At 71.1% G+C, this 25,692-nt stretch carries 25 protein-coding genes, 1 pseudogene and 1 riboswitch; of the genes and pseudogenes, 11 read left to right on the forward strand and 15 right to left on the reverse strand.

The genetic code is table 11. The features are described from left to right. Positions 1–20: 20 nt before the first annotated feature. Together J7E91_RS21895 and J7E91_RS21900 are read right to left on the reverse strand one after the other, a co-directional pair. Positions 21–1,277, reverse strand: a complete 1,257-nt coding sequence (locus tag J7E91_RS21895; protein ID WP_214907428.1) for a prenyltransferase/squalene oxidase repeat-containing protein — start codon at positions 1,275–1,277, stop codon at positions 21–23. A 91-nt stretch (positions 1,278–1,368) separates the two neighbouring features. After that, positions 1,369–1,507: riboswitch (cobalamin riboswitch) on the reverse strand. 26 nt (positions 1,508–1,533) lie between these two features. Further along, positions 1,534–2,571: an MBL fold metallo-hydrolase gene (locus tag J7E91_RS21900; protein ID WP_214907430.1), complete on the reverse strand. Its 1,038-nt coding sequence runs from the start codon at positions 2,569–2,571 to the stop codon at positions 1,534–1,536. 192 nt (positions 2,572–2,763) lie between these two features. On the opposite strand from J7E91_RS21900, the gene J7E91_RS21905 reads away from it, so the two are divergent. From J7E91_RS21905 to J7E91_RS21930, 6 genes are all read left to right on the forward strand, one after another. Next, positions 2,764–4,224, forward strand: coding sequence for an aldehyde dehydrogenase (locus J7E91_RS21905; protein WP_214907432.1), 1,461 nt, complete (start codon positions 2,764–2,766; stop codon positions 4,222–4,224). Further along, positions 4,224–4,457 carry a ferredoxin gene (locus J7E91_RS21910; RefSeq protein WP_214907434.1) on the forward strand — a complete coding sequence of 78 codons (234 nt, stop codon included), beginning with the start codon at positions 4,224–4,226 and terminating at the stop codon, positions 4,455–4,457. The genes J7E91_RS21905 and J7E91_RS21910 overlap by 1 nt, the downstream gene beginning before the upstream one ends. A gap of 155 nt (positions 4,458–4,612) precedes the next feature. Then, entirely contained in the window at positions 4,613–7,198 is a 2,586-nt protein-coding gene (lanKC, locus tag J7E91_RS21915) for a class III lanthionine synthetase LanKC (RefSeq protein WP_214907436.1), read from the forward strand. Positions 7,199–7,277: 79 nt separating this feature from the next. Further along, entirely contained in the window at positions 7,278–7,397 is a 120-nt protein-coding gene (locus J7E91_RS21920; RefSeq protein ID WP_214907439.1) for a SapB/AmfS family lanthipeptide, read from the forward strand. Positions 7,398–7,524: 127 nt separating this feature from the next. Further along, a complete protein-coding gene (locus J7E91_RS21925; RefSeq protein WP_214907441.1) occupies positions 7,525–9,258 on the forward strand; it encodes an ABC transporter ATP-binding protein in 1,734 nt (577 codons plus the stop codon). Then, positions 9,248–11,260 (forward strand): ABC transporter ATP-binding protein, encoded by a 2,013-nt coding sequence (locus tag J7E91_RS21930; RefSeq protein ID WP_251016072.1) that lies wholly within the window; start codon positions 9,248–9,250, stop codon positions 11,258–11,260. The genes J7E91_RS21925 and J7E91_RS21930 overlap by 11 nt, the downstream gene beginning before the upstream one ends. Here the strand turns inward: J7E91_RS21930 and J7E91_RS21935 are convergent. After that, positions 11,186–11,887: pseudogene (locus J7E91_RS21935) on the reverse strand (LuxR C-terminal-related transcriptional regulator); the annotation flags it as partial. The gene J7E91_RS21930 and the pseudogene J7E91_RS21935 sit on opposite strands and share 75 nt — an antisense overlap. A gap of 45 nt (positions 11,888–11,932) precedes the next feature. Beyond that, positions 11,933–12,550: a TetR family transcriptional regulator gene (locus J7E91_RS21940; RefSeq protein ID WP_214907445.1), complete on the reverse strand. Its 618-nt coding sequence runs from the start codon at positions 12,548–12,550 to the stop codon at positions 11,933–11,935. 230 nt (positions 12,551–12,780) lie between these two features. Between J7E91_RS21940 and J7E91_RS21945 the strand changes: the two genes are divergently transcribed. The 3 genes from J7E91_RS21945 to J7E91_RS21955 all read left to right on the forward strand — a co-directional run bounded on the left by J7E91_RS21945 (position 12,781) and on the right by J7E91_RS21955 (position 16,076). Then, the gene (locus J7E91_RS21945; protein ID WP_214907447.1) at positions 12,781–14,097 is read left to right on the forward strand and encodes a glycosyltransferase family 4 protein; all 1,317 of its coding nucleotides are present in this window, start codon (positions 12,781–12,783) and stop codon (positions 14,095–14,097) included. A 129-nt stretch (positions 14,098–14,226) separates the two neighbouring features. Next, positions 14,227–15,009, forward strand: a complete 783-nt coding sequence (locus J7E91_RS21950; protein WP_214907450.1) for a class I SAM-dependent methyltransferase — start codon at positions 14,227–14,229, stop codon at positions 15,007–15,009. After that, positions 15,006–16,076: a prenyltransferase gene (locus J7E91_RS21955; RefSeq protein ID WP_214907452.1), complete on the forward strand. Its 1,071-nt coding sequence runs from the start codon at positions 15,006–15,008 to the stop codon at positions 16,074–16,076. The genes J7E91_RS21950 and J7E91_RS21955 overlap by 4 nt, the downstream gene beginning before the upstream one ends. A gap of 22 nt (positions 16,077–16,098) precedes the next feature. Here the strand turns inward: J7E91_RS21955 and J7E91_RS21960 are convergent, their stop codons facing one another. The 9 genes from J7E91_RS21960 to J7E91_RS22000 all read right to left on the reverse strand — a co-directional run bounded on the left by J7E91_RS21960 (position 16,099) and on the right by J7E91_RS22000 (position 23,548). Further along, positions 16,099–16,392 (reverse strand): hypothetical protein, encoded by a 294-nt coding sequence (locus tag J7E91_RS21960; RefSeq protein ID WP_214907453.1) that lies wholly within the window; start codon positions 16,390–16,392, stop codon positions 16,099–16,101. A 93-nt stretch (positions 16,393–16,485) separates the two neighbouring features. Then, positions 16,486–16,797: a helix-turn-helix domain-containing protein gene (locus J7E91_RS21965; protein ID WP_214907455.1), complete on the reverse strand. Its 312-nt coding sequence runs from the start codon at positions 16,795–16,797 to the stop codon at positions 16,486–16,488. Between the two features lie 283 nt (positions 16,798–17,080). After that, positions 17,081–18,091: an LLM class F420-dependent oxidoreductase gene (locus J7E91_RS21970; protein WP_214907457.1), complete on the reverse strand. Its 1,011-nt coding sequence runs from the start codon at positions 18,089–18,091 to the stop codon at positions 17,081–17,083. A gap of 187 nt (positions 18,092–18,278) precedes the next feature. Beyond that, positions 18,279–19,466 (reverse strand): cytochrome P450, encoded by a 1,188-nt coding sequence (locus tag J7E91_RS21975; RefSeq protein WP_214907459.1) that lies wholly within the window; start codon positions 19,464–19,466, stop codon positions 18,279–18,281. Continuing rightward, complete coding sequence (locus tag J7E91_RS21980; RefSeq protein WP_214907461.1) at positions 19,453–20,163, reverse strand: tRNA-dependent cyclodipeptide synthase; 711 nt, start codon at positions 20,161–20,163, stop codon at positions 19,453–19,455. Before J7E91_RS21980 ends, J7E91_RS21975 begins: the two co-directional genes overlap by 14 nt. Before the next feature lie 242 nt (positions 20,164–20,405). Then, positions 20,406–21,266 (reverse strand): DUF5336 domain-containing protein, encoded by an 861-nt coding sequence (locus J7E91_RS21985; protein WP_214907463.1) that lies wholly within the window; start codon positions 21,264–21,266, stop codon positions 20,406–20,408. A 120-nt stretch (positions 21,267–21,386) separates the two neighbouring features. Beyond that, complete coding sequence (locus tag J7E91_RS21990; protein ID WP_214907465.1) at positions 21,387–22,394, reverse strand: N-acetylmuramoyl-L-alanine amidase; 1,008 nt, start codon at positions 22,392–22,394, stop codon at positions 21,387–21,389. A 22-nt stretch (positions 22,395–22,416) separates the two neighbouring features. Then, complete coding sequence (locus J7E91_RS21995) at positions 22,417–23,064, reverse strand: class I SAM-dependent methyltransferase (RefSeq protein WP_214907467.1); 648 nt, start codon at positions 23,062–23,064, stop codon at positions 22,417–22,419. Positions 23,065–23,104: 40 nt separating this feature from the next. Further along, complete coding sequence (locus J7E91_RS22000) at positions 23,105–23,548, reverse strand: ATP-binding protein (RefSeq protein ID WP_251016074.1); 444 nt, start codon at positions 23,546–23,548, stop codon at positions 23,105–23,107. A gap of 87 nt (positions 23,549–23,635) precedes the next feature. Between J7E91_RS22000 and J7E91_RS22005 the strand changes: the two genes are divergently transcribed. Together J7E91_RS22005 and J7E91_RS22010 are read left to right on the forward strand one after the other, a co-directional pair. Next, positions 23,636–24,484 (forward strand): helix-turn-helix transcriptional regulator, encoded by an 849-nt coding sequence (locus tag J7E91_RS22005; protein ID WP_214907469.1) that lies wholly within the window; start codon positions 23,636–23,638, stop codon positions 24,482–24,484. Beyond that, positions 24,444–24,722: a DUF397 domain-containing protein gene (locus J7E91_RS22010; RefSeq protein WP_214907471.1), complete on the forward strand. Its 279-nt coding sequence runs from the start codon at positions 24,444–24,446 to the stop codon at positions 24,720–24,722. Before J7E91_RS22005 ends, J7E91_RS22010 begins: the two co-directional genes overlap by 41 nt. Here the strand turns inward: J7E91_RS22010 and J7E91_RS22015 are convergent. Together J7E91_RS22015 and J7E91_RS22020 are read right to left on the reverse strand one after the other, a co-directional pair. After that, positions 24,719–25,156, reverse strand: a complete 438-nt coding sequence (locus J7E91_RS22015) for a PIN domain-containing protein (protein WP_308376894.1) — start codon at positions 25,154–25,156, stop codon at positions 24,719–24,721. The two genes, J7E91_RS22010 and J7E91_RS22015, sit on opposite strands and share 4 nt — an antisense overlap. A gap of 13 nt (positions 25,157–25,169) precedes the next feature. After that, positions 25,170–25,439, reverse strand: a complete 270-nt coding sequence (locus J7E91_RS22020; protein ID WP_251016075.1) for a type II toxin-antitoxin system Phd/YefM family antitoxin — start codon at positions 25,437–25,439, stop codon at positions 25,170–25,172. Between the last annotated feature and the right edge of the window lie 253 nt (positions 25,440–25,692).

A 25,692-nucleotide genomic window follows, 5' to 3' on the forward strand; every position in this document is an offset into this window, starting at 1 on the left:
GGTCCGCACGACCGCGACCGTCACAGCTGCTGGTTCTTCTTCTTGCGGCCGCTGAACAGGATTCCGGCGCCGACGCTCGCGATGAAGAAGACAGCCACGATCCACCAGGTGCCGAAGCCGCCGCCGCCGTCGTCCTTCTTCTCGTCGGCGGCATCGTCGGCGGCCTTGTCGGCGGCCTCCGGCGCCGGGCCGGTCGCATTGAGCGCCTTCACCAGGTCCGCGCCGCCGAAGCTCTTCGGGTCGGTGCCGGTCGCGTGCGCGGCGAAGATCAGCTGGGCGTACGCGGCGGGACCGTTGCCCTTCGCCCAGGCGGCCGAGTTCTTCTCCAGCCACTCCAGCGGCTTCCGCGCCTGCTCGGCGCCGCCCTGAGCGGCCAGCGCGACGACGGCGTCCGCGGTGTTGCCGAAGTCGGGCTGCGCCTTCGTGTCCTCGGCGCCCGGCATGGGAGGCGTGTCGAGGTGGCCCGTTTTGGCGAGTACGTCGTCGAGGTACGCGGCGCCGTTGGCGGCGGCCTGCGCGGGCGTCAGCTTCCCCTTCACGCACTTGACGGGCTTCTGGCCGGGCTTGTCCCCGGGCTTCTTGCCCTTGGCGTCCAGCTTCTGGCCGAGCCCGCCCAGTACACCCGCCGCCGTCGCGTCGGCGTTGGGCGCGAGCTTGCCGGCCTTGTCCGGCTGGTACGCGAACGCGCCGCCGCCCGTCTTCGCGTCGCACGGGACCGAGAAGGTGACGAGCGCGTCGTACGGCGACTTGTCCTCCTGCGACTTCACCTCGGCCGGCTTCTCGCCCGCCGCGGCCAGCGCGCCGATGACGACCGAGGTGGAGTTGGCGTCGCTCGGGCTGCCGGGGTTGTAGCCCCAGCCGCCGTCCTGGTTCTGCGCACCCTTCAGCCAGCTGACGCCCTTCTTCACCGCGGCGTCCTGCCCGCCGAGCGCGCTCAGCGCCTGCACGGCGGCGGCGGTGGCGTTGCTGTCCGTCATGGTCTTCGACGTGCACGGCTCGGCGGCGTCGGCGCGGAAGGACGCGAAGCCGCCGCTGTCGCACTGCTGGCCGACCAGCCAGTTCACAGCCTTCGCGGCGGGCTTGATGCCCACCGTGTCCTGGGCGAGGAGGGCCAGCGACTGCCGCCAGACACCGTCGTACGTCGGGTCCGACTCGCCGTAGAGCCCCGAGGGAATCACGGGCTTGGGGGACGGCGCGGCGACGGCGGTCGTGGCGGTGGCCGCGCAGAGTACGGCGGAAGCTGCGAGCACGGTGGCTGCGCTGCGGCGAAGGGTCATGACGGGCGGGGGCCTCTCCTGCTGAGGAGCCGGGCCCGGGCACGCGAAAACCACGCACCGGGCTCCGGCTCCGTATACCTCGACGGTGCCGAGCCAGTAGTCATGCCGGACCGGGCGTTCCGACTTACCGCCTCGCACGGGCGGATACGGCTGCGGGTCAGTGCCGGATTCGCACCGGCTTCCCCCAGAACGGCATGATGACGACTCGCACACTGTACCGGCCCGTATCAGGCGCCCCCGGTGGTGGTCCGCGCCTTCACGCAGCGACGTACGTGACCGGATCGCCGCCCGGCACCGCTTCCGCGCGGCCCAGCTTCACCAGCCGGCGCAGGTGTGCCTCCGCCTCCGAGACGGCGATGTTCCTCGACCCGTAGGGGATCTGGTCCCAGGGCCGGTTCCACTCCATGCGTTCGGCGAGCTGCCAGGGGGTGAGGGGGGTGGCGAGCAGGGCGCGGAGGCCGTTGAGGCGGTCCTCGTGGTGGCCGAGGAGTTCCCGCACGCGGGCGGGGGCGCCGGTGAACGCGTGCTGGTGGGCCGGGAGGACCTCGGCCGGGGCGAGGCGTTCGACGCGTTCGAGGGAGTCCAGGTAGTCGCCCAGGGGGTCGGTGACGGTGGTGTCGTCGGGGTCCTCGTACAGGCCGATGTGCGGGGTGATGCCGGGGAGCAGGTGGTCGCCGGAGAAGAGGCGGCCGTTGCCGGGGAGGTTCGCCGGGTGCGTCTCCTCCAGGTGGAGGCAGACGTGGCCGGGGGTGTGGCCGGGTGTCCAGATCGCGCGCAGGCGGCGGCCGGTGAGGGGGAGCAGGTCGCCGGGGACGATCTCGCGGTCGGGGAGAGCCGCTGAGAGGCCGGGCAGGGTGCGCATGCGGCCCGACTCTCGGGCGGCGCGGAGCGGGGCGAGGTGGTCGTCGGGGGCGCCGGCGGCGGTGAGCTTGGCGGTGATGTAGTCGAGCCAGGTGCCGGGCTCCGCGTTGCGGGTCCGGCGTACGACGTCGGTATCGGCGGCGTGCATGGCGATCCACGCACCGGACGCGTCACGCACCTGCCCGGACAGGCCGTGGTGGTCGGGGTGGTGGTGCGTGATGACGACGCCGTGGATGTCGGTGACGGACGTACCGAGCGCGGCCAGACCGCCGGCCAGGGTGTTCCAGGACGCGGGGTCGTCCCAGCCGGTGTCGATCAGGACCGGCCCGTCGTCGGTGTCGAGGACGTGGACCAGGGTGTGGCCGAGCGGGTTGTCCGGAATGGGAACTTCGATCGACCAGACGCCGCCGCCGTGCTCGGTCACCTGCGACACGGGCCGTCCTCATTCCTTCGGCATTCCTTCGTCCAGGACTAGAACTCGTTCCAATAGTCGCCCAGGTCGACTTCTTTGCAAAGGGGTGGTCCATGGACTCCACCGACTGAAACTGGTACTAGTTCTGATGCACCGTCAGGAAACTGAAGGCGGGCATCGCGGGCCCGTGAGAGCCGTGGGAGGCAGACAGTCATGACCGAGCTTGTGGAGCACCGGAAGCTTTACATCGGCGGCGAGTTGACCGACCCGCTGGGCACCGACGTCATCGAGGTCGTCTCGCCGCACACCGAGCAGGTCATCGGCCGCGTGCCCCACGCGTCCCGCGCCGACGTCGACCGCGCGGTGGCGGTGGCGCGCACGGCGTTCGACGAAGGGCCCTGGCCCCGGATGACGCTCGACGAGCGGGTCGCCGTCGTCACGCGGATCAAGGACGCGATCGCCGTGCGCCACGAGGAGATCGCCCGCAGCATCACGTGCGAGAACGGGACGCCGTACACCGCGAGCGTCATGATGCAGGCGCTGGCCGCGATGATGGTGTGGGACGCCACCATCGCCGTCGCGCGCGACTTCCCGTACGAGGAGCGGCGGACCGGCGTGCTCGGGCCGATTCTCGTACGCCGGGAGCCGGCCGGGGTGGTCGCGGCCGTCGTGCCGTGGAACGTCCCGCAGTTCACGGCGGCGGCCAAGCTCGCGCCCGCGCTGCTGGCGGGGTGCACGGCCGTACTCAAGGTGTCGCCGGAGACACCGCTCGACGCGTACATTCTGGCCGACATAGCCACCGAGGCCGGACTGCCGGAGGGCGTCCTGTCGATCATCCCGGCGGACCGCGAGGTCAGCGAGTACCTCGTCGGGCATCCCGGCGTCGACAAGGTGTCGTTCACCGGCTCCGTCGCGGCGGGCAAGCGCGTCATGGAGGTCGCCGCGCGCAATCTCACCCGCGTCACCCTCGAACTGGGCGGCAAGTCGGCGGCGGTGATCCTCCCGGACGCGGACCTCACCACGACCGTCGCCGGCATCGTCCCCTTCGCCTGGATGCTCAACGGTCAGGCGTGCGTGGCCCAGAGCCGCATCCTCACCCCCCGCTCGCGCTACGACGAGTTCGCGGACGCCTTCGCCGCCGCGGCCGGCGCGCTCAAGGTCGGCGACCCGCTCGACCCGGCCACCGAGGTCGGCCCCCTCGTCGCCAAGCGCCAGCAGCAGCGCTCCCTGGACTACATCAGGATCGGCCAGGAGGAAGGCGCGAAGATCCTCACCGGCGGCGGACGTCCGGCGGGCATGGAGCGGGGCTGGTACGTCGAGCCGACGCTCTTCGGCGGCGTGGACAACTCGATGCGGATCGCCCGCGAGGAGATCTTCGGCCCGGTCATCTGTCTCCTGCCGTACGACGACGAACGCGACGCGGTGCGGATCGCCAACGACTCCGACTACGGGCTCAGCGGCAGCGTATGGACCGCGGATACCGACCACGGCATAGACATCGCCCGCCGGGTCAGGACCGGAACGTACTCCGTGAACACCTTCAGCATCGACATGCTCGGGCCCTTCGGCGGCTACAAGAACTCCGGTCTGGGCCGGGAGTTCGGCCCCGAGGGATACGGCGAGTACCTGGAGCACAAGATGATCCACCTCCCTGCCGGTCACGAGGAGGCCTGATGGGAGACCGCTGGCACGTCGAGGTCGACCGGGCGGTGTGCATCGGCTCCGGCATGTGCGTGAACCTCGCGCCGGGCTCCTTCGCCCTCGACACCGCCCGCCAGTCGCACCCGGCGGCCCCCGACCTCGACGCGAACGAGGAGGTGCTGGCAGCGGCGGAGGGGTGCCCGGTCGAAGCGATCGCGATCAGGCTGACCGGCGGCGGAGAGACGGTCTTCCCGCCGGACGGCTGACGGGCGGGCCGCCTCGCCCGAGTCCGCTCTCTCGAACGGGTGCGAACGGTTCTTTACCTATGAGTACCGCACTGTCATGACGTGACAGGTGTGACTGTCGCTCCCCTGTTGCCGCGTGGAAACCTCTCGGTGTCACCGCAGCCGAGGGGGGACCCATGGACAACCGGTACGAGGTCTTCTGCCTCGCCGACAGACAGTTCTACGAGACCCCGGACCGTCTCTCCGCGGGGCGGCCCGGACAGTCCTCCCCGGTGCCGCTCTTCGAGGTGGCCCAGCGTGAACTGCCGCCGCGGTGGCGGAGGTTCGTCTCCGGCGACTGGATGCACATCAACCCCGTCGACGCGCAGGGCGCACCGCTGCCCGGCCGGCCGCTGCAGGGCTGGAAGATCCACGTATCGGCCTGCCTGGACAACGCGGAGAAGACGGCCGCGAAGGTGTGGGACTACTGCGTCCCGCGAGCGATCCCGTTCAAATTCGTACCCGGGCCGCAGCCGCTCCACCTGCGCAACTCCAAGTACGCGGGGCGCGGCTCCAGCGGCAAGTTCGCGACGCTCTACCCCGCCGACGAGAACGAACTGCACCTCGTGCTCCGGGAGCTGGGCGAACTGCTCGAAGGCGAGCCCGGACCGTACATCCTCACCGACCTCCGCTGGGGCGACGGTCCGCTGTACGTCCGCTACGGCGGCTTCGCGCACCGCTACTGCGTCGACGGCCAGGGCGCGCTCGTCCCGGCGATCGAGAACCCCGAGGGGACGCTCGTCCCCGACCTGCGCGAGCCGGCCTTCCACGTACCGGACTGGGTGGAGCTCCCCGCGTTCCTCGCACCGCACCTCGCGGCCCGTAACGCCACCACCACCAAGGACCTGCCGTACCGCATCGAAAGCGCCCTGCACTTCTCCAACGGCGGCGGGGTCTACCTCGGCGAGGACCTGCGCAGCGGCGAGAAGGTGGTCCTCAAGGAGGCGCGGCCGCACGCCGGACTCGCCGCCGACCGGGCCGACGCCGTCACCCGCCTGGAGCGGGAGCGGACCGCCCTGGAACGGCTGTCCGGGCTCGGCGTGGCCCCCGAGGTCCGTGACTGGTTCATGCTCGGTGACCACCGCTTCCTGGTGATGGACCACCTGCCCGGCCGCACCCTCAACTCCTTCTTCGCGCAGCGCCACCCGCTGCTCGAACCCGAGCCGGACCCGGCCGCCGTGGCGGACTACACCCGCTGGGCGCTGCGCATCCACCGCGCCGTCGAGGAGGCGGTCGCCGCCGTGCACAGCCGGGGCGTCGTCTTCAACGACCTGCACATGTTCAACATCATGGTCGGGCCGGACGAGGAGTCCGTACGCCTCCTGGACTTCGAGGCCGCCGCGCACGTCGACGAGCACCACCGCCAGGCCATCGCGCACCCCGGCTTCATCGCGCCCCGCGAGCGCACCGGGTTCGACGTCGACCTGTACGCCCTGGCCTGCCTGCGGCTGGCGCTCTTCCTGCCGATGACCACCCTGCTGGTGGTCGACCGCGACAAGGCACGCCACCTGGCGGAGGTCGCCGCGCGCCAGTTCCCGGACGTACCACGCGAGTTCCTCGACGAGGCGGTGGCGGTCATCCGCGGGACGGACACGGACACGGCCCGCGACCAGCAGCCGTACGTGCCCGTGGAGCCCGCCGACTGGCCGGGCGGCCGCGACTCGGTCGCAGCGGGCATTCTGGCCTCCGTGACACCCGGCCGCGACGACAGGATCTTCCCCGGCGACATCGCCCAGTTCGCGGACGGCGGCGGTCTCGGTATCGCGCACGGCGCCGCCGGTGTCCTCCACGCGCTCCGCCAGGCGGGTGCCGGCCGGTACGAGGAGGGTGAGGAGTGGCTGCTGCGGCAGACCGATCCGCCGCCGCTCGGCACACCGCTCGGCCTCTACGACGGACTGACGGGCGTCGCCCACGTCCTCGGCGGGCTCGGCCACCGCGAACGCGCGCTGGAGCTGGTGCAGCGGGTGCTGGAGGAGAAGTGGCAGCGGCTCGTTCCCGGGCTGTACGGAGGGCTGGCCGGGGTCGGGCTCGTACTCGCCGAACTGTCCCGCACCACCGGGGAAACGTTCCTGCGCCAGCGAGCCCTGGAAGCCGCCCAGCTCCTCGCCGACCAGCGGGAGTCCGGCCATGGTGGTACCGGCAAGCGCGCCGGACTGCTGCACGGCGCCACCGGTCCCGCGCTGCTCTTCCTGCGGCTGTACGAGGACACCGGCGCGCCACAGCTCCTCGACCTGGCAGCCGACGCCCTGCGCGCCGACCTCGCGCGCTGCGTCCGCAACAGCACCGGCACCCTGCTCGTCGACGAGGGCACGCGCACCATGCCGTACCTCGGGGCCGGGTCCGTGGGCATCGGCATGGTGCTCGACGACTTCCTCTCCCACCGCGCGGACGAGGAGTTCGAGGCGGCGCGGGCCGGCATCGTACGGGCCGCCCGGTCGCGCTACTACGCCCAGCCCGGACTGTTCAACGGGCGCGCGGGCATGGCCCTCTACCTGGCCAGGACGACGGCCCCCGAGGCGCGCCCCGCCCATCTGGCCGCGCAGCTCGAAGGCCTCGGCTGGTACGCCCTGCCGTACGAAGGCCACCTGGCCTTCCCCGGCGACCAGATGATGCGCCTGTCCATGGACCTGGGCACCGGCGGCGCCGGCGTACTCCTCGCACTGGCAGCGGCGCGCGGCACCGGCGCGCACCTGCCCTTCCTCCCGCCGCTGAGGCGGCCCTAGAACCGGTACGGCTCCGACCCGGAGCCGTACCGCCAAAAAAACCCGTCCCCACGGGAACGGACAACCGAAGGGAACCACCATGGCACTTCTCGACCTTCAGAGCCTGGACACCCCCGAGAGCGACGGCGGAGACCAGAGCAGCCTGAGCCTGCTGGCGTGCGACAAGCACAGCTCCAACAGCTTCCTGCTGTGTCTGTGACGTCCTGTCTGTGACGTCGAGAGAGATCTCTGAGGCGTACTGACGGAAGATGCGGCCCCGGGGGCACCGCGCCCCCGGGGCCGTACATCTGCGCGCACGAAGGGAGCACGAAGGGAGGGTGACGCGCATGAACCAGGAGCTGGACCAACCCCGTACGGCCGACCGGCTGCTGCTCGAATCCGTCCGGCACAGCGCGCTCCCCGGCGCGGCGATCCTGGTCCTCAGTACCGCGGGCGCCGCGACCGGACTCGCCCTGCCCGCCGTGCTCGGCCACACGCTGGACCTGCTGCTCTCCGGGCGTCCCGCCACCACCTGGCTCACCGCCTGCGCGGCGCTCACCTGCCTGCTCGTCGTGGTCGACGCACTCGACGGCGTACTGGCCGGCACCACCAACGCCCGTTCCACCGCCTGGTTCCGGCGGCGCCTGCTGCGGCACGTCCTGGCGGCCGGGCCGCGCTGCACGGACCGGGTGCCACCCGGCGACATCGTGGCCCGCCTGGTCGGGAACGCCGCTCACGCCGGGGGCGCCCCGGCCGCGCTCGCGGGCACGGTGGCCGCCGTGGTGACGCCCGTCGGCGGTCTCGTCGCCCTCGCGGTCGTCGACCTGTGGACGGCGGTGGCGTTCCTCGTCGGCATGCCCGTGCTCGTCCTGCTGTTGAAGGTCTTCGTCCGCGAATCGGGCGACAGTGTCGCGCGCTACCAGGTGAGCCAGGGCGAGATCGCCGCACGCCTCGTGGAGGCGGTGGGCGGCGCCCGTACGATCGCGGCCGCCGGCACCGCCCGCCGTGAGCAGGCCCGCATCCTGGAGCCGCTGGCGGCGCTCAGCGCCCAGGGCTACCGGATGTGGCGGGTCCAGGGACGTTCCACGGCCCAGGCCGCCGTGATCGTGCCGCTGCTCCAGCTCGCCGTGCTGGCGGTGGCCGGAACACGCCTGTCGGCCGGTGAACTCTCGGTGGGCGGGCTGCTCGCAGCCGCCCGGTACGCGGCGCTCGCCACCGGCATCGGCATGCTGGTCGGCCGTCTGAACGGCCTGGTGCGCAGCCGGGGCGCGGCCCGCCGCCTCGCCGGACTGCTCGCCGTACCGGCAACCACCCACGGCGACGCGGAGCTTCCGCCCGGTGGTGACGGGACGCTGGAACTGCGGGGAATCACGGTCGCCCGCGGTGACCGTACGATCCTCGCCGGCCTCGACCTCACCGTCCCCGGCGGCACCTCGCTCGCCCTCGTCGGCCGCTCCGGCTCCGGCAAGTCCACCCTCGCCGCGGTCGCGGGCCGCCTCGCCGACCCCGACGCGGGTACGGTCACGCTCGACGGCGTCCCGCTGCGCGAGCTGCCCCGTGAGGTGCTGCGCCGCGCGGTCGGCCAGGCCTTCGAGCGGCCCGCGCTGCTGGGCGGCACCATCGGCGGCACGATCGCCTTCGGCGCCGGCGAACCGGACGCGGCGGCGGTGCGGGAGGCGGCTCGTACCGCCTGCGCCGACGATTTTGTCCGCCGCCTTCCGCTCGGCTACGACACCCCGTGCGCCGAGGCCCCGCTCTCCGGCGGCGAGGCCCAACGCCTCGGGCTCGCCCGCGCCTTCGCGCACCCCGGACGGCTGCTGATCCTCGACGAAGCGACCTCCAGCCTCGACACGGTCACCGAGCTGCGGGTGGGCGAGGCGCTGACCCGGGAGGCCGGGGCCCGTACCCGCCTGATCATCGCCCACCGGGCCTCGACGGCGGCCCGCGCCGACCGGGTCGCCTGGCTCCACGAGGGCCGCGTCCGCGCGGTGGGCCCGCACGCGCGGCTGTGGCAACTGGCCGACTACCGGGCGGTGTTCACCGACACGGACGGAACGGACCACTCAGCCCATGACGACTGACGCACCCCGGCTGCGCACCGAGGGCCTGCGCTTCCTGAACCGGCGGCGGCCCGTACTGGCCCGACTGGCAGGCTGGTCGCTGCTGGAGGCCGCGCAGACCTTCCTCTTCGGGTACGCCGTCGCCCGCGCCCTCGACCACGGCTTCCTGGCCGGACGCACGGCCGGGGGACTGGGCTGGCTGGCGGCCGCCGCCGTGGCCGTCGCGGCCGGAGCGTACGGCACCGGGCGGGTCTTCCGGGCCGTCTCCGAGCTGGTGGAGCCCTTGCGCGACGGCCTCGTACGCCGTGTCGTCGGCCGGGCCCTGGCGGAGGCCGACCATGCGGCGGTGTCCCGGCTCACCCATCAGGTGGAGATCGCCAGGGACACCTTCGCAGGCCTGGTGATGGTCTCCAGGTCGTTCGTCTTCACGGCGGCCGGGGCGCTGGCCGGGCTGGCCTCGCTGGCGCCCGTTCTGCTGCTCGTGGTGGTGCCGCCGCTGGTCCTCGGCCTCGGCCTGTTCCTCGTGACGCTGCGGCCGATGGCCCGCCGCCAGGAGACGTTCCTGGCCGCCGACGAGGCGGTGGCGGTGACGCTCGACGCGACCGCCGCCGGGCTGCGGGACATCACGGCGGCGGGCGCGGAGACGCGGACGGCCGCCGAGGCGGAGACCCGGTTCGCCGCCGAGTTCCGCGCCGCGCGCACCCTCGCCCGCTGGAGCGTGCTGCGGGTGCTCGCGGTGGCGGTGGGCGGCCGGCTGCCGGTGATCCTGCTCCTGGTGACCGCCCCCTGGCTACTGAGCCGCGGCGCGACCCCCGGCGACATGGTAGGCGCCCTCACCTACCTCATGTACGCCCTGCTCCCCGCGCTCCAAAGCCTGATGCAGACCCTGGGCACAGCAGGCTCCCGCCTGACGGTGGTCCTGCGCCGCCTGACGCAGCCGGGGCGTGCACCCACCGGTCCCGAGCACACGGCGCCGGAAGGCGGGCCCCTCGCCGGCGTCGCCGGTGCGCCTTCCGGTCCCGGGGCGGATCCCGCTCACGGTGCGGGGAAGGCGCTCCCCGCCGCAACCCCCCAGCCCGTCCGGCGTCTGAGGACCGGGGTCCGGGGCGGAGCCCCGGTTCGGGAAGGGGCGGGGTGGGGAAAGAAGCCGTTTCGGCCTGCCGGCCCCGCGCAGCCCGCCGTGGAGCTTCGCGGGGTCACCTTCGCCTACGGGCCGCACGCCGAGCCGGTGTTCCAGGGGCTCGATCTCATCGTCCCGGCCGGCGGTCACCTCACCGTCGTCGGCCCCAGCGGTATCGGCAAGTCCACCCTGGCCGCCCTCGTCGCGGGCCTGCTGGAGCCCGCCGGCGGCGAGGTCCGGCTCTGCGGAGAGCCCGTGCGCGGCGCCGTACACCGGCGGGCGCTCGTGCCGCAGGAGGCGTACGTCTTCTCCGGCGCTCTGCGCGACAACCTCACCTACCTGTGCCCGGACCCGCCACCCGACCCCGCCGTGCTCGCCTCGGCCCGTGCCGTCGGGGCGTACGAACTGCTGCTGCGCCTGGGTGGCCTGGACGCCGCCGTGGCGCCCGGTGAACTGTCGGCGGGCGAGCTCCAGTTGATCGCCCTCGCCCGCGCCCACCTCGCACCCGTGCCCGTCGTCCTGCTCGACGAGGCGACCTGCCATCTCGACCCCGCCGCCGAGGCCCGCGCCGAACGGGCCTTCGCCGAGCGTCCGGACACCACCCTGATCGTCGTCGCCCACCGGATCAGCTCGGCCCGGCGCGCCGACCGCGTGCTCGTGATGGACGGTACGCACGCCGTCTGCGGCAGCCATGACGAGCTGATCCGGTGCTCCGCCCTCTACCGTGATCTGGCCGGCGGCTGGTCAGAGCCAGCCGGCGCCCTGGGAGATGCGAATGGCGTCCACGCGGTTGCGGGCCCCGGTCTTCCGGGTGATCGCGGCCATGTAGTTGCGCACCGTCCCGTTGGTCAGGTGCAGGCTGTGGGCGATCTCGGTGACGTCCGCCCCCTCGGCGGCGAGTGACAGCACGCTCAACTCCCGTGTGGTGAGCGGACTTCGCGCGGCCTCCAGGAATTCACTCACGAGGGAGTCGTCGATGAAACGTGCCCCCGCGGCCACCCGCCGTATCCCTTCGAGCAGCCGCTCGGCCGGGGCGTCCTTACTGACGTAACCCTGGGCATCGGCCTCGTGCGCCCGCCGCAGGAGCCCGGGCTTGCCGGCCCGGGCCAGCACGAGCAGCCCGCAGCCCGGATACGCGCCGCGGGCGCCCGATATCTCAGCGGCGGCGGCCAGGCACGGCGATCCCGGCCCCTCCGCGTCGGCCACGCACACGTCCGGCGCTAACGACCGGGCGCTGCCCAGCGCTCCTCCTGACGTGCTGGCGGATAACTCGATGTCGGGCTCCCTTTCGAGCAGTGCGGCCAGTCCCGACCGCACCAGACAGACGTCGTGCACGAGAAGAACGCGGATCATGCTGGTCACTGCCTGCTCCCCCTGAGGTGCCCCTGCGTAGCTGTGCATGAACATGGCACGTCGCCCATTAGTACCCACGACGGCGGATGTCAGGGGGGCGGAATCTGGCCAATGGGGAGCGCGGGAGGCACATCTCGGGCACGCGTGCCCCCCCTGTTTATGTACGGCAAGGTTCATGTACGGCAAGCCGCTGCGGCGGGGCGATCGAATCGGTCGGGCGGGTCAGGCCGGTCGCCCGGCCGGGCCGGTCAGGTCGATCAGCCGGCACACCGTCTCGATGTCGATCTTCACCTGGGCGATCGACGCCCGCCCCGAAAGCCACGTGATCAGCGCCGAGTGCCAGGTGTGCTCGATGACCCTGACCGCCGACAACTGCTCCGGAGTCGGCGGCCCCGTCAGGTCCATCGCGTCCAGGATGATCGCCGTCGTCTGGCGGGAAACCGTGTCCACCTCGGGGCTGACGCTGCGGTCCGCGAAGGTCAGCGCCCGCACCATCGCGTCCGCGAGCTGCGGCTCCCGCTGAAGCGCGCGGAAGGCGCGCATCAGGGTCTCGGCGACCCGCTCGGCCGCGCTCTCGCCGGCCGGGGGCCGCTTGCGCAGCGTGGTGTGCATGTGCTGGAGCTGGTCCTGCATGGTGGCGACCAGCAGGTGGACCTTGGAGGGGAAGTAGCGGTACAGCGTGCCCAGCGCGACACCGGCGGCCTCGGCGACCTCGCGCATCTGCACCGCGTCGAACCCGCCCCGGCTGGCCAGTTGCGCGCTGGCGTGCAGGATCCGGCGGCGGCGCGCCTCCTGGCGTTCCGTCAGAGGTGGCGACGAGGGCTGGACTTCCGCTGTCATGCGTCCCATTCCATGGCATTTGTCCGTACGCCGGGCGTGGGGGACCGGACCCCCCGGGTGGCACAGCATGGCAGGGCGCCTGCCGTGGCGCGAATCACCTGATCCGGCGCTTACGGTTGCGCTGCCTGCCGGTAGATTCAGAGCTGGTCGGACGATCGATACTGAAACTTGTTCTAGGTTAGCGCCAGCGGCTACGCTCCGGCCAAAGAGCAGTGAGAAGGGGGCCGTGAGTGACCGCTGAGGCCATAGAGGCGAGCCCCCACGCGGGGGACCCCGCCCAGGGCGACCGACCGCTGCGCATCGCGCTCCTCACCTACAAGGGCAACCCCTTCTGCGGGGGCCAGGGCGTCTACATACGCCACCTCTCGCGCGAGCTCGCCCGCCTCGGCCACAGCGTCGAAGTCCTCGGCTCCCAGCCCTACCCCGTACTCGACGAGGGCGTACCGCTCACCGAGCTGCCCAGCCTCGACCTGTACCGCAGCCCGGACCCCTTCCGCACTCCCCGGCGCGACGAATACCGCGACTGGATCGACGCCCTCGAAGTAGCGACGATGTGGACCGGCGGCTTCCCCGAACCGCTCACCTTCTCCCTCCGCGCCAGGCGCCACCTTGCCGCCCGCCGTGGCGAGTTCGACGTCATCCACGACAACCAGACGCTCGGCTACGGACTGCTCGGAGACCTCGGCGCCCCCCTGGTCACCACCGTCCACCACCCCATCACCGTCGACCGGCAGCTCGATCTCGACGCCGCCGAGAGCCGCCTCAAGCGCGCTTCGGTACGCCGCTGGTACGGCTTCACGCGCATGCAGAAGCGCGTAGCCGCCCGCCTGCCCTCCGTGCTCACCGTCTCCGGCTCCTCGCAGCAGGAGATCGTCGAGCACCTCGGCGTACGCCGCGACCGCATCCGCGTCGTGCACATCGGCGCGGACACCGGCCTGTGGTCGCCCGACCCGTCCGTCGCCGAGATCCCTGGCCGGATCGTGACGACGTCCAGCGCCGACGTACCGCTCAAGGGCCTCGTCCACCTCGTCGAGGCGCTCGCCAAGCTCCGCACCGAACACCCCGGCGCGCACCTCGTCGTCGTAGGCAAGCGCGCCGAGGACGGACCGGTCGCCCAGGCCATCGAGCGGTACGGGCTCCAGGGCGCCGTCGAGTTCGTCAAGGGCATCAGCGACGAGGAGCTCGTGGACCTCGTCCGCAGCGCACAGATCTCCTGCGTCCCCTCCCTGTACGAGGGCTTCTCGCTGCCCGCCGCCGAAGCCATGGCCACCGGTACCCCGCTCGTCGCCACCACCGGCGGCGCGATCCCCGAGGTTGCGGGGCCGGACGGCGAGACGTGCCTGGCCGTGCCGCCCGGTGACGCGGGCGCGCTGGCCGCCGCGCTCGGCCGCCTCCTCGGCGACCCCGAGCTGCGCCGGCGCCTCGGTACGGCGGGCCGTAACCGGGTGCTGGAGCGGTTCACCTGGGCCAAGGCCGCCCAGGGCACCGCGGAGCTCTACCGCGAACGGATCGCCGCGCACAGCGCGGTGCGCGGGGGAGCCCGGTGAGACCTCGTTGACGCGGGCTCCGCAGCCGACGCGGACCCCGCACACCCCCCGCCGTCACGCGGCCCCAGCCACGCGCCCCCGATGGACTGGCGTCGCCGTAACCCACCCCCACCCGGAAGGGCAGACCCCGTGCTGACCGTGGACTTCTCCCGCTTCCCGCTCGCCCCGGGCGATCGCGTACTCGACCTGGGCTGCGGTGCGGGCCGGCACGCCTTCGAGTGCTACCGGCGCGGCGCCCAGGTGGTGGCCCTCGACCAGAACGGCGAGGAGATCCGCGAGGTCGCCAAGTGGTTCGCCGCGATGAAGGAGGCGGGTGAGGCCCCGGCGGGCGCCACCGCCACCGCCATGGAGGGCGACGCGCTCAACCTCCCCTTCCCCGACGCCTCCTTCGACGTCGTGATCATCTCCGAGGTCATGGAGCACATCCCCGACGACAAGGGGGTGCTGGCCGAGATGGTGCGCGTACTGAAGCCGGGCGGGCGCATCGCGGTCACCGTGCCGCGCTACGGGCCGGAGAAGATCTGCTGGGCGCTGAGCGACGCGTACCACGAGGTCGAGGGCGGCCACATCCGCATCTACAAGGCCGATGAGCTGCTCGGCAAGATGCGCGAAGCGGGCCTCAGGCCGTACGGCACGCACCACGCGCACGCGCTGCACTCGCCGTACTGGTGGCTGAAGTGCGCGTTCGGAGTGGGCAGGGACGGCAAGGACGCAGCGCTGCCGGTCCGCGCGTACCACAAGCTGCTGGTCTGGGACATCATGAAGAAGCCGCTGGCCACACGCATCGCCGAGCAGGCGCTGAACCCTCTGGTGGGCAAGAGCTTCGTGGCGTACGCGACCAAGCCCCACCTGCCGGCCACGTCGGCCACTTCGGACGCGTCGGACGTGTCGGTCGCGGCGGACGCCAAGTGACGATCCCCGAGCGTACGGAACACCTCGTCCTGCCCGGTGTCCTCACCGCCGACGAGGCCGCCGAGACCGTGGCGGGCATCCTCGCCGTACAGCGCGAGGACGGCGCCATCCCCTGGTTCCGTGGCCACCACCTCGACCCGTGGGACCACACCGAGGCCGCCATGGCGCTCGACGCGGCCGGCGAGCACGACGCCGCCGAGCGCGCCTACGCGTGGCTGGCCAGGCACCAGAACACGGACGGCTCCTGGTACGCGGCGTACGACGACGGAGACGCGCGGCGGGTCACCGACCGGGGCCGCGAGACGAACTTCTGCGCGTACATCGCCGTCGGCGTCTGGCACCACTACCTCGCCACCGGCGACGACGCGTTCATCGACCACATGTGGCCGACCGTCTACGCGGCGGTCGAGTTCGTCCTCGGGCTCCAGCAGCCGGGCGGCCAGATCGGCTGGAAGCGCGAGGAGGACGGCACTCCCGTCAACGACGCGCTGCTGACCGGCAGTTCCTCCATCCACCAGGCGCTGCGCTGCGCGCTCGCCATCGCCGAGCAGCGTGAGGAGCCGCAGCCCGACTGGGAGCTGGCGGTCGGCGCGCTGCGGCACGCCATCCAGCGCCACCCGGAGCGGTTCCTCGACAAGAGCCGCTACTCGATGGACTGGTACTACCCGATCCTCGCCGGCGCGGTCACGGGCCCCGAGGCCAAGGCCCGCATCGAGGCCGACTGGGACCGCTTCGTCGTCCCCGGCCGGGGCGTGCGCTGCATACTCCCGAACCCCTGGGTGACCGGCGGCGAAAGCTGCGAACTGGCCCTCGCGCTGTGGGTGATGGGCGAGTCGGACCGGGCGCTGGAGATCCTCCAGTCGATCCAGCACCTGCGGGCGCCGGACGGCATGTACTGGACGGGGTACGTCTTCGAGGGCAACCGGGCCATATGGCCCGAGGAACTCACCACCTGGACGGCGGGTTCCCTGCTGCTGGCGGTGGCCGCCCTAGGAGGCGACGAGGCGACCACCGCGGTCTTCAGCGGCGAACGGCTGCCGCTAGGCCTGGACCCGGACTGCTGCTAGGGCCTGTCGTCAGCAGCGGGCCTCAGAGGCGGCGTACGACGTTGGCCAGGGCGTGCCCGGCGAAGAGGTACACGATCGCCGCGAGACCGTACCCGGCGACAACACGCGCCCAGGCCTCGTCGAAGGTGAACAGGTCGTGTGACCAGCCGGCCAGCCACCGGGCGGCGTCCTGGACAAAGTTCACCAGGTCGTTCGCGCGGTTGGCGTCCAGCAGGTACATCAGGATCCACAGGCCGAGGATGACGGCCATGATGTCGGCGACGACGATGATGACCGTCGCCGCCTGGTTGCTTCCACTGCGATGACGTGAGGACATGTCGAACGTATTGCCGTTTTACGCTGGCTGAAACCGGGCGGCGCCGGTCCCGGGTTCACTGGAGTGCCCGCATGACTTCGCCTGACCCGACGGCTATGCGGCGTGCGGTACGAAGGCCAGGGACATGGCGTCGGAGTCGATGGACACGTCCAGCTGTGCGTCGAGGGCGGAGGCCAGCTGCCGCAGCAGAGGCAGCGTCGGTGCGGCGCCACCGCCCTCGATCTGCTCTACTTCGGCCTCGGTGAGACCGGCCCTCCGGGCCAGTTCGGCCTCCGAGATACCGAGCGCGACACGGAAGTCGTACACCGCCTGACCGAGGGCGATCGAGGCGCCCGCTTCGATGTACGCAGGGTCGACGCGGTGCTCGTCCGGGATCTTCCACTCGGTGTGGTAGCCGCCGCTCATCCTTGCTCCTCGAATGTCCGGTGGTACTCGGCCTCAGCCGGGCAGTGCGCGGCCTCGCACTCCTTCTGAGCACGCACAGCCCGCTCGACCTGTACGTCTTCAGGCGGTCCGCGTGCCGTTCGACGAAACGGTAGTGATCTCTCGGAAGGGAACCGAGCCAAGCCCGTACCTCGGGTTCGATCTCGATGTCGTACCGCGGTTCCATGCGGCCGAACCTGGGGGAGCCGGCCGACACGGTGGGGCGGAAACCGTATGGCTCACTCGATCGGGAGAGCGCGGCCCTTCAGCTGTTCAGGTCCGCCAGTACGCGCAAGGTGTGCGGGTCCGGGGCCGTTATCAGGAGGTCCGTGACCGGGCCCTTGCGCCAGAGGTCCAGGCGTTCCGCTATGCGCTCGCGCGGGCCGATGAGGGAGATCTCGTCGGCGAACGCGTCGGGGACCGCCCGTACCGCCTCCTCCTTGCGGCCCGCCAGGAACAGCTCCTGGACGCGGTGGGCCTCCGCCTCGAAACCCATGCGGGCCATCAGGTCGGCGTGGAAGTTGCGGGCCGCGTGGCCCATGCCGCCGATGTAGAAGCCCAGCATCGCCTTGACCGGCAGCAGGCCCTCCGTCACGTCGTCGCAGACGCGCGCCCGTGCCATCGGCGCGATCATGAAGTCGGCGGGCAGGCCGGTCAGTGACGCCGCGTACACGTCGGTGCGCATGGGGGACCAGTACAGGGGCAGCCAGCCGTCGGCTATTCGGGTCGTCTGCGCGATGTTCTTGGGGCCCTCCGCGCCGAGGAGGACGGGCAGGGTGGCCCGGAGCGGATGCGTGATGGGCTTGAGCGCCTTGCCGATGCCCACGGCGTCCGCGCCCCGGTACGGAAGCGGGTGGAACCGCCCGTCCACCTCGACCGGCGCCTCCCGCCGCAGCACTTGGCGGATTGCGTCGACGTACTCGCGGGTGGCGGTGAGCGGACTGGCGGGGAACGGCCGCCCGTACCAGCCCTCGACGACCTGCGGTCCCGAAAGCCCGAGCCCCAGCATCATCCGGCCACCGGAGAGGTGGTCGAGGGTCAGCGCGTGCATGGCCGTGGCGGTGGGCGTGCGGGCCGCCATCTGCGCGACGGCGGTGCCGAGCCGGATGCGGGTGGTGTGCGCCGCGATCCAGGTGAGCGGGGTGAAGGCGTCGGAGCCCCAGGCCTCGGCGGTCCACACGGAGTCGTAGCCGAGACGCTCGGCCTCACGGGCGAGATCGAGATGGCCGGGGTCGGGGCCGCGGCCCCAGTAGCCGAGAGCGAGTCCGAGGCGCATTTCCGCTTCCTTCCGGGCGAGGGCGTCCGATCGCCTGACGGTCCGTCAGAAGCGGGACCTGGCCGACTGTACGACAACGGCCCCCCGCCCGGAAGGTGGCGCGGTGGTCGCGGGCGTGGCCATGGCCCCGGCCGAATCCGGCCGGGGCCATCCCCCGTGGCGGGCGCCGTCCGGCGCCGGCAATCGCCTACCAGGCCACCGGCAGGCGCTCGGGGATGCGCTTCATGAACCCGCTCCGCCACACGAGTTGGTCGACCGGTACGGCGAGCTGCAGGCCGGGCATCCTGTCGAGGAGTACCTCGATCGCGATCTCGGCGTGCTTCTTGCCGAGGGCGGTGGCGGGGCAGTAATGCGCGCCACCGCCGAAGGAGAGGTGCGTGCCGGCGTTGGGCCGGTCGATGTCAACGGTGTGCGGGTCGGCGAACACGGCCGGGTCGGTGTTGGCGGCCTCCACCAGGACGAGGACGAGCTCGCCCTTCTTCACCTCGACGTCACCGAGGCGGACGTCTTCCAGGGTCAGGCGGGGCAGGCCGTCCGCGATGGACAGGTTGACGCGGAGCAGCTCGTCCACGGCGGCGGGGATCTTCTCGGGTGCCTTGCGCAACTGCTCCCACACGTCCGGATGCTGGATCAGGGAGAAGATCGCCATGGTCAGGAACCCCATGGTGGAGATGACTCCGGCGCCGAACATGGTGACCCCGACCGTGGCCAGCATCTCGTCCGTCAGATGGTCGTAGTCGGGATTTCCGCGGAGAGCGGCGAGTTCGGCCATGAGACCGGTGGTGGCCGGGGCGTCCAGGCGGTCGACCATGTAGGCGATGTCACGGTCCCAGTTCAGGCGGGCGCCTGTGATGGGGCAGGCCGAGTTCATGAACGCGATGTCGAGGCTGGCGGCGAGGCGGGGCGCGTCGGCCTGGGGTATGCCGAGGATGCGGCAGTGGAGGTGCTCGGCGTAGGGGTTGGTGAACCGGCTGCGGAGGTCGACCGGCGGGCCGTAGTCGACGATTTCGTCGACCAGGGTGGCGGCGTGGGCCCGCATCCAGTCGGTAAGGCCGTCCGTCTTGGGATTGATCGCCTTGAGGACAGCCTTACGCAGCCCGGCCCCGGTGATGTTGCCCATGTTGTTGACCACCTCGGGCGGGATGGTCAGCGCGTACTGCCGGGGCACGCCGGGTGCGGAAGTGTCCTTGAGGCTGAACCGGGGATCTTCGAGCACCTGCTTGCACAGGGCGTACGAGGACACGAGCCAGGCCGGGTCACCGGCGATCGTGCGGACCCGCTTGACCGGCTCGGCGCGCAGGGTCTCGATCTCGGGCGGGAGCTGGTCGCCCCGGGGGGAGAACGGGAAGTCGAGGAGCGTGTCAGTGCTGGTCATGGCGGTGTCCTTCGGCGGGGGTGACGATGGCGTGGCCCTGGTTGCGTGAGGCGCGCAGGCCGGGGCCGCGGGCGTACAGCAGATCGGCCAGAGGCAGCGCCTGGTGGTAGCAGTTGAGCGACGACGAGACGCCGAGGATCGCCGGGGTGTCGAGGAACAACGGCACTTCGGCGCAGATGTACTTGAGGCAGACCTCGCGCTGACGGGCGGTGCTGTCCTTGCCGTCCAGGACTTTCGTCGACAGGAACGTGTCGACCAGGGTTTCGCACGTCGTGCGGAACTCCGGGTCGGTGGCGAGCAGGTTGCCCAGGTGCGCGTGGAGTTCGCGGTAGGTGGGGCTGCTGGTCAGGTCCGACATGGGGCGGCCGCGTACGCGGGTGCCGGTCGGGTCGGCGCTCAGAGCGGCGTTGGTGACCTTGGCGCGCACGCCACGGAGGTTCTTCACCTCCTTGCGGCGGGCCTCTTCGGGCGTGTATCCGAGCGCCTCGTACATGGCTCCTACGTGGAGGTCTGTGTAGACGAGGTCGACCTGACGGAAGTTGCGTATGCCCCAGTGGGCCAGGTCCGTGACGCGCTGTGCGGAGAAGTAGGAGTTGCCCGGCGAGATGCCGACGACGGCGTGGTCTCCCTCGTCGGCGATCACCTGGCAATGCGGGGTGTATGGCTGGACGGTGAAGAGTTCTACTGCTGTGGTCAACAGAGGTTAGGGTCCTTCGCGCCGCTAGTCCCTGGGAGCCCTGTGCCCCTGGTGTGGCGGCTGCGTGGAGGAACGTACCCGATCACGGGTGCGGTTTTCTACGCCGACCGGACAGTAACTCTTTTACGGGGCAAGTCAGTTGAGATTTCACCTTTCCGACGGGTGAACGCCGGGTGGCCGCAACGGAAACGGCTCCTCGCCCCGGAAGGGGCGAGGAGCCGTTGTCGTTACGCTGCTCGGCGTCAGCCGCGCTGGATGCCGGTGGTGTCCTGGAGGACGCCGCGGCGGCCGTCCTGCGTCTGGGCGACCAGACCGGGACCGCGCTGCTCCACCGCCAGGTACCAGGTGCCGGGCGCGAGCTCGGCGATCGGCGTCGGCGAACCGTCCTCGGCGTACAGCGGACGGGCGACCGGCACCGCGAACCAGAACGGCGCGAAGTCGGCGGCGGCAGCGGCGGGCGCACCGGCCTGCTGCGCCTGCGAGGCCGGAGCCTGCTGCGCGTGCGGCTGCTGACCCTGCTGCGGCTGGGGCTGCGCACCGTACGGCTGCGGCTGCCCCGGCTGGCCGCCGTAGGGCGGCTGCTGCGCGCCGGGGTAGCCGTAACCACCGGGGCCCGGCTGACCGGGCTGGCCACCGTACGGCTGGTGCGTGACCGGCTTCGGGGCGCCCATGAGCGGGGCCTTGAGCATGGGGACGAGCGGGGCGGCGACGGCGGCGGCGGCGAGGATCAGTACCGCGAGCAGGCCGAGGATCTGGCCGGGGCCGGAGTCACTGCCGTCGACGATCGTCCAGAAGGCGGTCCAGGCCGCGAAGACGGCGAACGCGACCCCGAACTGCCCGAGGTCGATACCGGCGATCTTCCGCTGCTGCGGCAGCGAACGGGACACGACGATGAGTGCTGCCGCGATCACACCCGCCAGGTAGACGCTCATCAGAAGGCCCAGGCTGTCCCAGGCATTGCCGGAATCGATGGCCGGAGGGCAGAAGTTGCCCGAGCAAGCCGGCTTGTCGTACGACTTGAAATCGAGGAACGAGGCGATGAACAGCACCACCGCTGCTCCGATCACCACGCCGTCGCCTCGAGTGAGGGAGCGGATGTTCACTTTGAAGGTCCTTAGTGGGTCGACTCGTCGGGGCGGCACAGTGTGGAGCTCGGGGGCAGCTCCCCATCGTACGGATGAATCTATCGTCCCTCCGGCGGGGTCGGCCCCCGGGTATCAGACCTACCCGTTGAGGTAACTCCCGATGCCGTCGGCGATCCCCTGCGCCGCCTTCTGGCGCCAGCCGCCGTCCGTCAGCAGAGCCGCGTCCTTCGGGTCACGCATATTGCCGCATTCGATGAACACCTTGGGCACAGTCGACAGATTGAGCCCGCCGAGGTCCTTGCGTACGACCAACCCCGTGCCACCGCCCACGTAGTTGGACGGCGCGCTGCCCGTCGCCTGGACGAACTTGCCCGCGAGGCGCGTCCCCAGATCGCGCGAAGGGCCGACGATCTCCGACGTATCCGCGGCGCCGGCCTTCACCAGGGCGGGCAGGATCACGTGGAAGCCGCGGTTGCCGACCGCCGAGCCGTCCGCGTGGACGGAGACCACCGCGTCGGCCTTCGCCTCGTTGCCGATCCGGGCCCGCTCGTCCACGCACGGCCCGTACGGACGGTCCTCGTTCTGTACGAGCTTGACCGTCGCGCCCTGCTGTTCGAGGAGGGTACGCAGGCGGCGCGAGACGTCCAGGGTGAACGAGGCCTCGGTGTAGCCGCCGTTGGTGGACGTGCCGGTGGTGTCGCATTCCTTGCGGTGCGTACCGACATCGACGAGTCTGTTGATTTCGCGCGTATGGCGGAAATTGCCCGGATTGTGACCGGGGTCGACCACCACGACCTTGCCGGCGAGCGGCCCGGTCGCGGTCGGGGCCGCGACCGGCTTGTCCTCCTCCTTCGTCCTGGAGGGGGAAGCGGTCGCCGTGGGCGGCGTGGTGGGCGCCGACGGCTTCGCGTCGGCATGTGACGAGGCGGACCGGCTCTGACTCTGAGTCTGGCCCGGCAGCGGTACCACCTTCGGCGGATCGCTGTCGCCGGGGCCGCTCATCGCCTGCCACACGAGCCAGCCCGCCAGGGCGGTCGGTACGAGCGCGGCGACCGCGACGGTGACGTTCCCCCGGCCGAAGCGGCGAGGAGAGGGGGAGGAGGAGGGAGAGGACGGCGGAGTGGGGGGCTGGCTGTCGTACGACACCCGGCGATGCTATCCGGGCCGGTCAGATCCCCGAGGATGTACGGCGCAGGACACGAAGCGAGTCGGTCACCGAGATTTCGGTGAAGGCGCCGGACGCGAGTGCACGCTGATGCACGCGGTACGGCGCCTGGCCCCCGTCCGCCGGGTCCGGGAACACGTCGTGGATGACGAGCAGCCCGCCGATGGCGACGTGCGGGGCCCAGCCCTCGTAGTCACCGTTGGCGTGCTCGTCGGTGTGTCCGCCGTCGATGAAGACGAGACCGACCTTGCCGCCCCACACGGCCGCGACCTGCGGCGAACGCCCGACGATCGCGATCACGTGGTCTTCGAGACCCGCCTTGTGCAGCGTGCGCCGGAAGGTGGGGAGCGTGTCCATCCGGCCGACCTCCGGGTCCACGACCGTCGGGTCGTGGTACTCCCAGCCGGGCTGCTGCTCCTCGCTGCCCCGGTGGTGGTCGACCGTCACGGCGACCGTTCCGGCCTCGCGGGCGGCGTCGGCCAGCAGGATCGTGGAGCGCCCGCAGTACGTACCGACCTCCACCAGCGGCAGCCCGAGCGCCCCGGCCTCGGCGGCGGCGGCGTACAGGGCGAGCCCTTCACGCACCGGCATGAAGCCCTTGGCGGCCTCGAAGGCGGCGAGCGTCTCGGGCTTGGGCGCGGCGGCGGCCATGGGGTCCTCCGGTCAGGCGGCGTGCACGTGTACTGGGCGGTCACATCGTAGGCGGGCCCGAACAGGGCTTCGCATCGCACTCGAACCAGACCGTCTTGCCGCCCGGCAGCGGCACCGCGCCCCAGCGGTCGGTCACGGCCTCGACCAGCAGCAGCCCCCTCCCTCCCTCGGCGAGCTCGTCGCCTTCTCCTGTGCCCATCGTGCGGACCGGGCGGGGGCACCTGTCCGTGACCTCCACCCGCAGTCCGCCCGGCCGGCGGAGGATGAGGAGGTTGCAGTGCCGGTCGGGTACGTGACGTACGACATTGGCGACGAGCTCGGTGAGGGCGAGCTCGGCGGCGTCGGTCAGCTCGGCCAGGTCCCAGCGGGCCAGAAACGTCCGCACGATGCGGCGCATGTGCCGCGCCGAGTGCTCACCTACGGTGAAGCCCATGCGATAGCTGGCGTCAATTTCTGCTGGTGAGCGGTCAGTTGCGTGATTCATGTCACCAGGATGCAGTGGCGCGATTACGCTCGGCTACTGACCGAAAGGAACGCCTCACGGCGTTGAACTTGGGGGTGGCCGCCGATCATGGTCAACATCCGCGATCTCGATCCCAGCGCATCGCCGCTGGACTACTACGGCTCCGAACTGCGCCGCCTGAGAGAGGCGGCCGGACTGAAGCAGGGGCAGCTCGGCGACATCGTCTTCTGTACGGGCTCACTGATCGGCCAGGTGGAAACGGCACGGAAGGTTCCGACCCGCGACTTCTCGGAACGGATCGACGCGGCGCTGGGGACGGGCGGGACGTTTTCGCGGTTGGTGGGGCTGGTGTTGCGGAGCCAGTTGCCGCACTGGTTCCAGCCGTATGCGGAGATGGAGGCGCGGGCGGCGTACATCTCCACGTACCAGGCGCAGTTGGTGTACGGCTTGCTTCAGGCGGAGGCGTACGCGCGGGCGGTGCTGGCAACGGGTCTGCCGGACAACCTGGATGAGCTGGTGGCGGCTCGAATGGAACGCCAGCGGATCCTGCGCCGGGAGCATCCGCCCATGATCTGGGTGGTGCTGGACGAGGCCGCGCTGTACCGGCCGATTGGCGGCCTGGAGGTTATGCGGAATCAACTGGCTCACTTGTTGAGCTTCCGCGAGGAGCGGTGGGTGAGGATCCAGGTGCTCCCCTTTTCCGCCGGCGAACACGCAAGCCTGATCGGTTCGTTCACCACCATGCGGTTCGACGACGATCCAGACCTCGTGTACTCGGAGGACCTCATCTCGGGGCACATGACTGCCAACCCTGAGACTGTCAAGGAAGCCGCGCTTCGTTACGCTCACTTGCAGGCCGCTGCTCTCTCTGTGGAGGATTCGGCGGCACTGATCATCCGCGTAATGGAGGAACGTTATGGGCATCAGCCAGGACCTGACCAACGCGCGGTGGCGTAAGTCCAGCTACAGCGGTAACACCGGCGGCGAATGCATCGAGTGCGCCCCCCTCGGCGCCGCCGCCTGGCGCAAGTCGTCGTACAGCGGTAACACCGGCGGTGACTGCATCGAGGTCGCCGCCCAGCCCTGTCGTATCGCCGTCCGCGACTCCAAGCACCCCGAAGGCCCCGCCTTCGCCGTCGCCCCCGCCGCGTTCGCGGCCTTCGTCACGGCCGCCGCCGAGGGTCGCATGGGCTAGAGATCTTCCGGAAGGAGTCGGAACGACTCGTGCGCGTCCAGGGGGCGCACGATCCGGAAGTGGATGTCCGAGGTGAAGAGGGCAGCCGTCCGGTAGTGCGCCGCCAGGGCCACGTTCATTGCGTCCGCGAGGCCGATTCCGCTGCCACCGTCAAGGTCCCGGTATCCGTTCATGACAGCGAGGGCTGTGTGCAGGTGAGGCTGCACGGCAGGCACTTCGAAGCGCTGCGTGTCGGCACGCTTGGCGATGAACTCAAGTGCGGTCGCCGCCGTGGACGCGTTGATCTTCTGGGTCAGCAGGTAGTCGAGTTCGGCGAGCACCATCGGCGAGACGATGAGGTGGCCGATCCTGCTAAGCGCCTCACGGTGTTCCTCATGCCGTTTGCTGGACGTGGTGAACAGCCGGAACAGGGCGTTGGTATCGGCGACGGCCACGGGAATGGCGTGATCAGTCAACGCTGCCGCCCATGCCGCTCAAGGTGTCCTTGATCTCGTCATCGCTGAGGTCTGGGCCCTGGAAAACGGGGAGGTCATCGAGCTCGCCCATGGGATCGGTGCGGAAGGGGTAGGTCGGAACGTCCGCTTCGGCGCCTTGGGGAACCAGAGTGGCAATGGGCCGGCCGTTACGGGTGATCGTGATGGTCTCGCCCGCTTCGACGCGAGCGATCACGCCTGCCGTGTCCTGATTGAGTTCTCTTATAGGTACGAAACGGGTCATGGTCCCAGTGTAGTACGCGTAGTACACAAGGGCATCGCCCTTCCGCGAGATCATTAGGAGCTCGCGCAATCTGTCCGCCCCGGTGCGCGTCGTACCGGGGCGGAAGCAGTCATGTTCAGCTGAAGATTACTGAGCGCAGCTGAAGCCGGTCGCAGGCGCTGCCGCCGGGCCGGAGGTGCCAGGAGGGGCCGTTGCAGTCCGTGTCCACGAAGACGATCGCCGCCCGGTTCGTGGAGTTCTTCGGCGTGTGGGC

The organism is Streptomyces sp. ISL-99 (genome assembly GCF_018614005.1).
GTDB lineage: Bacteria > Actinomycetota > Actinomycetes > Streptomycetales > Streptomycetaceae > Streptomyces > Streptomyces flavidovirens.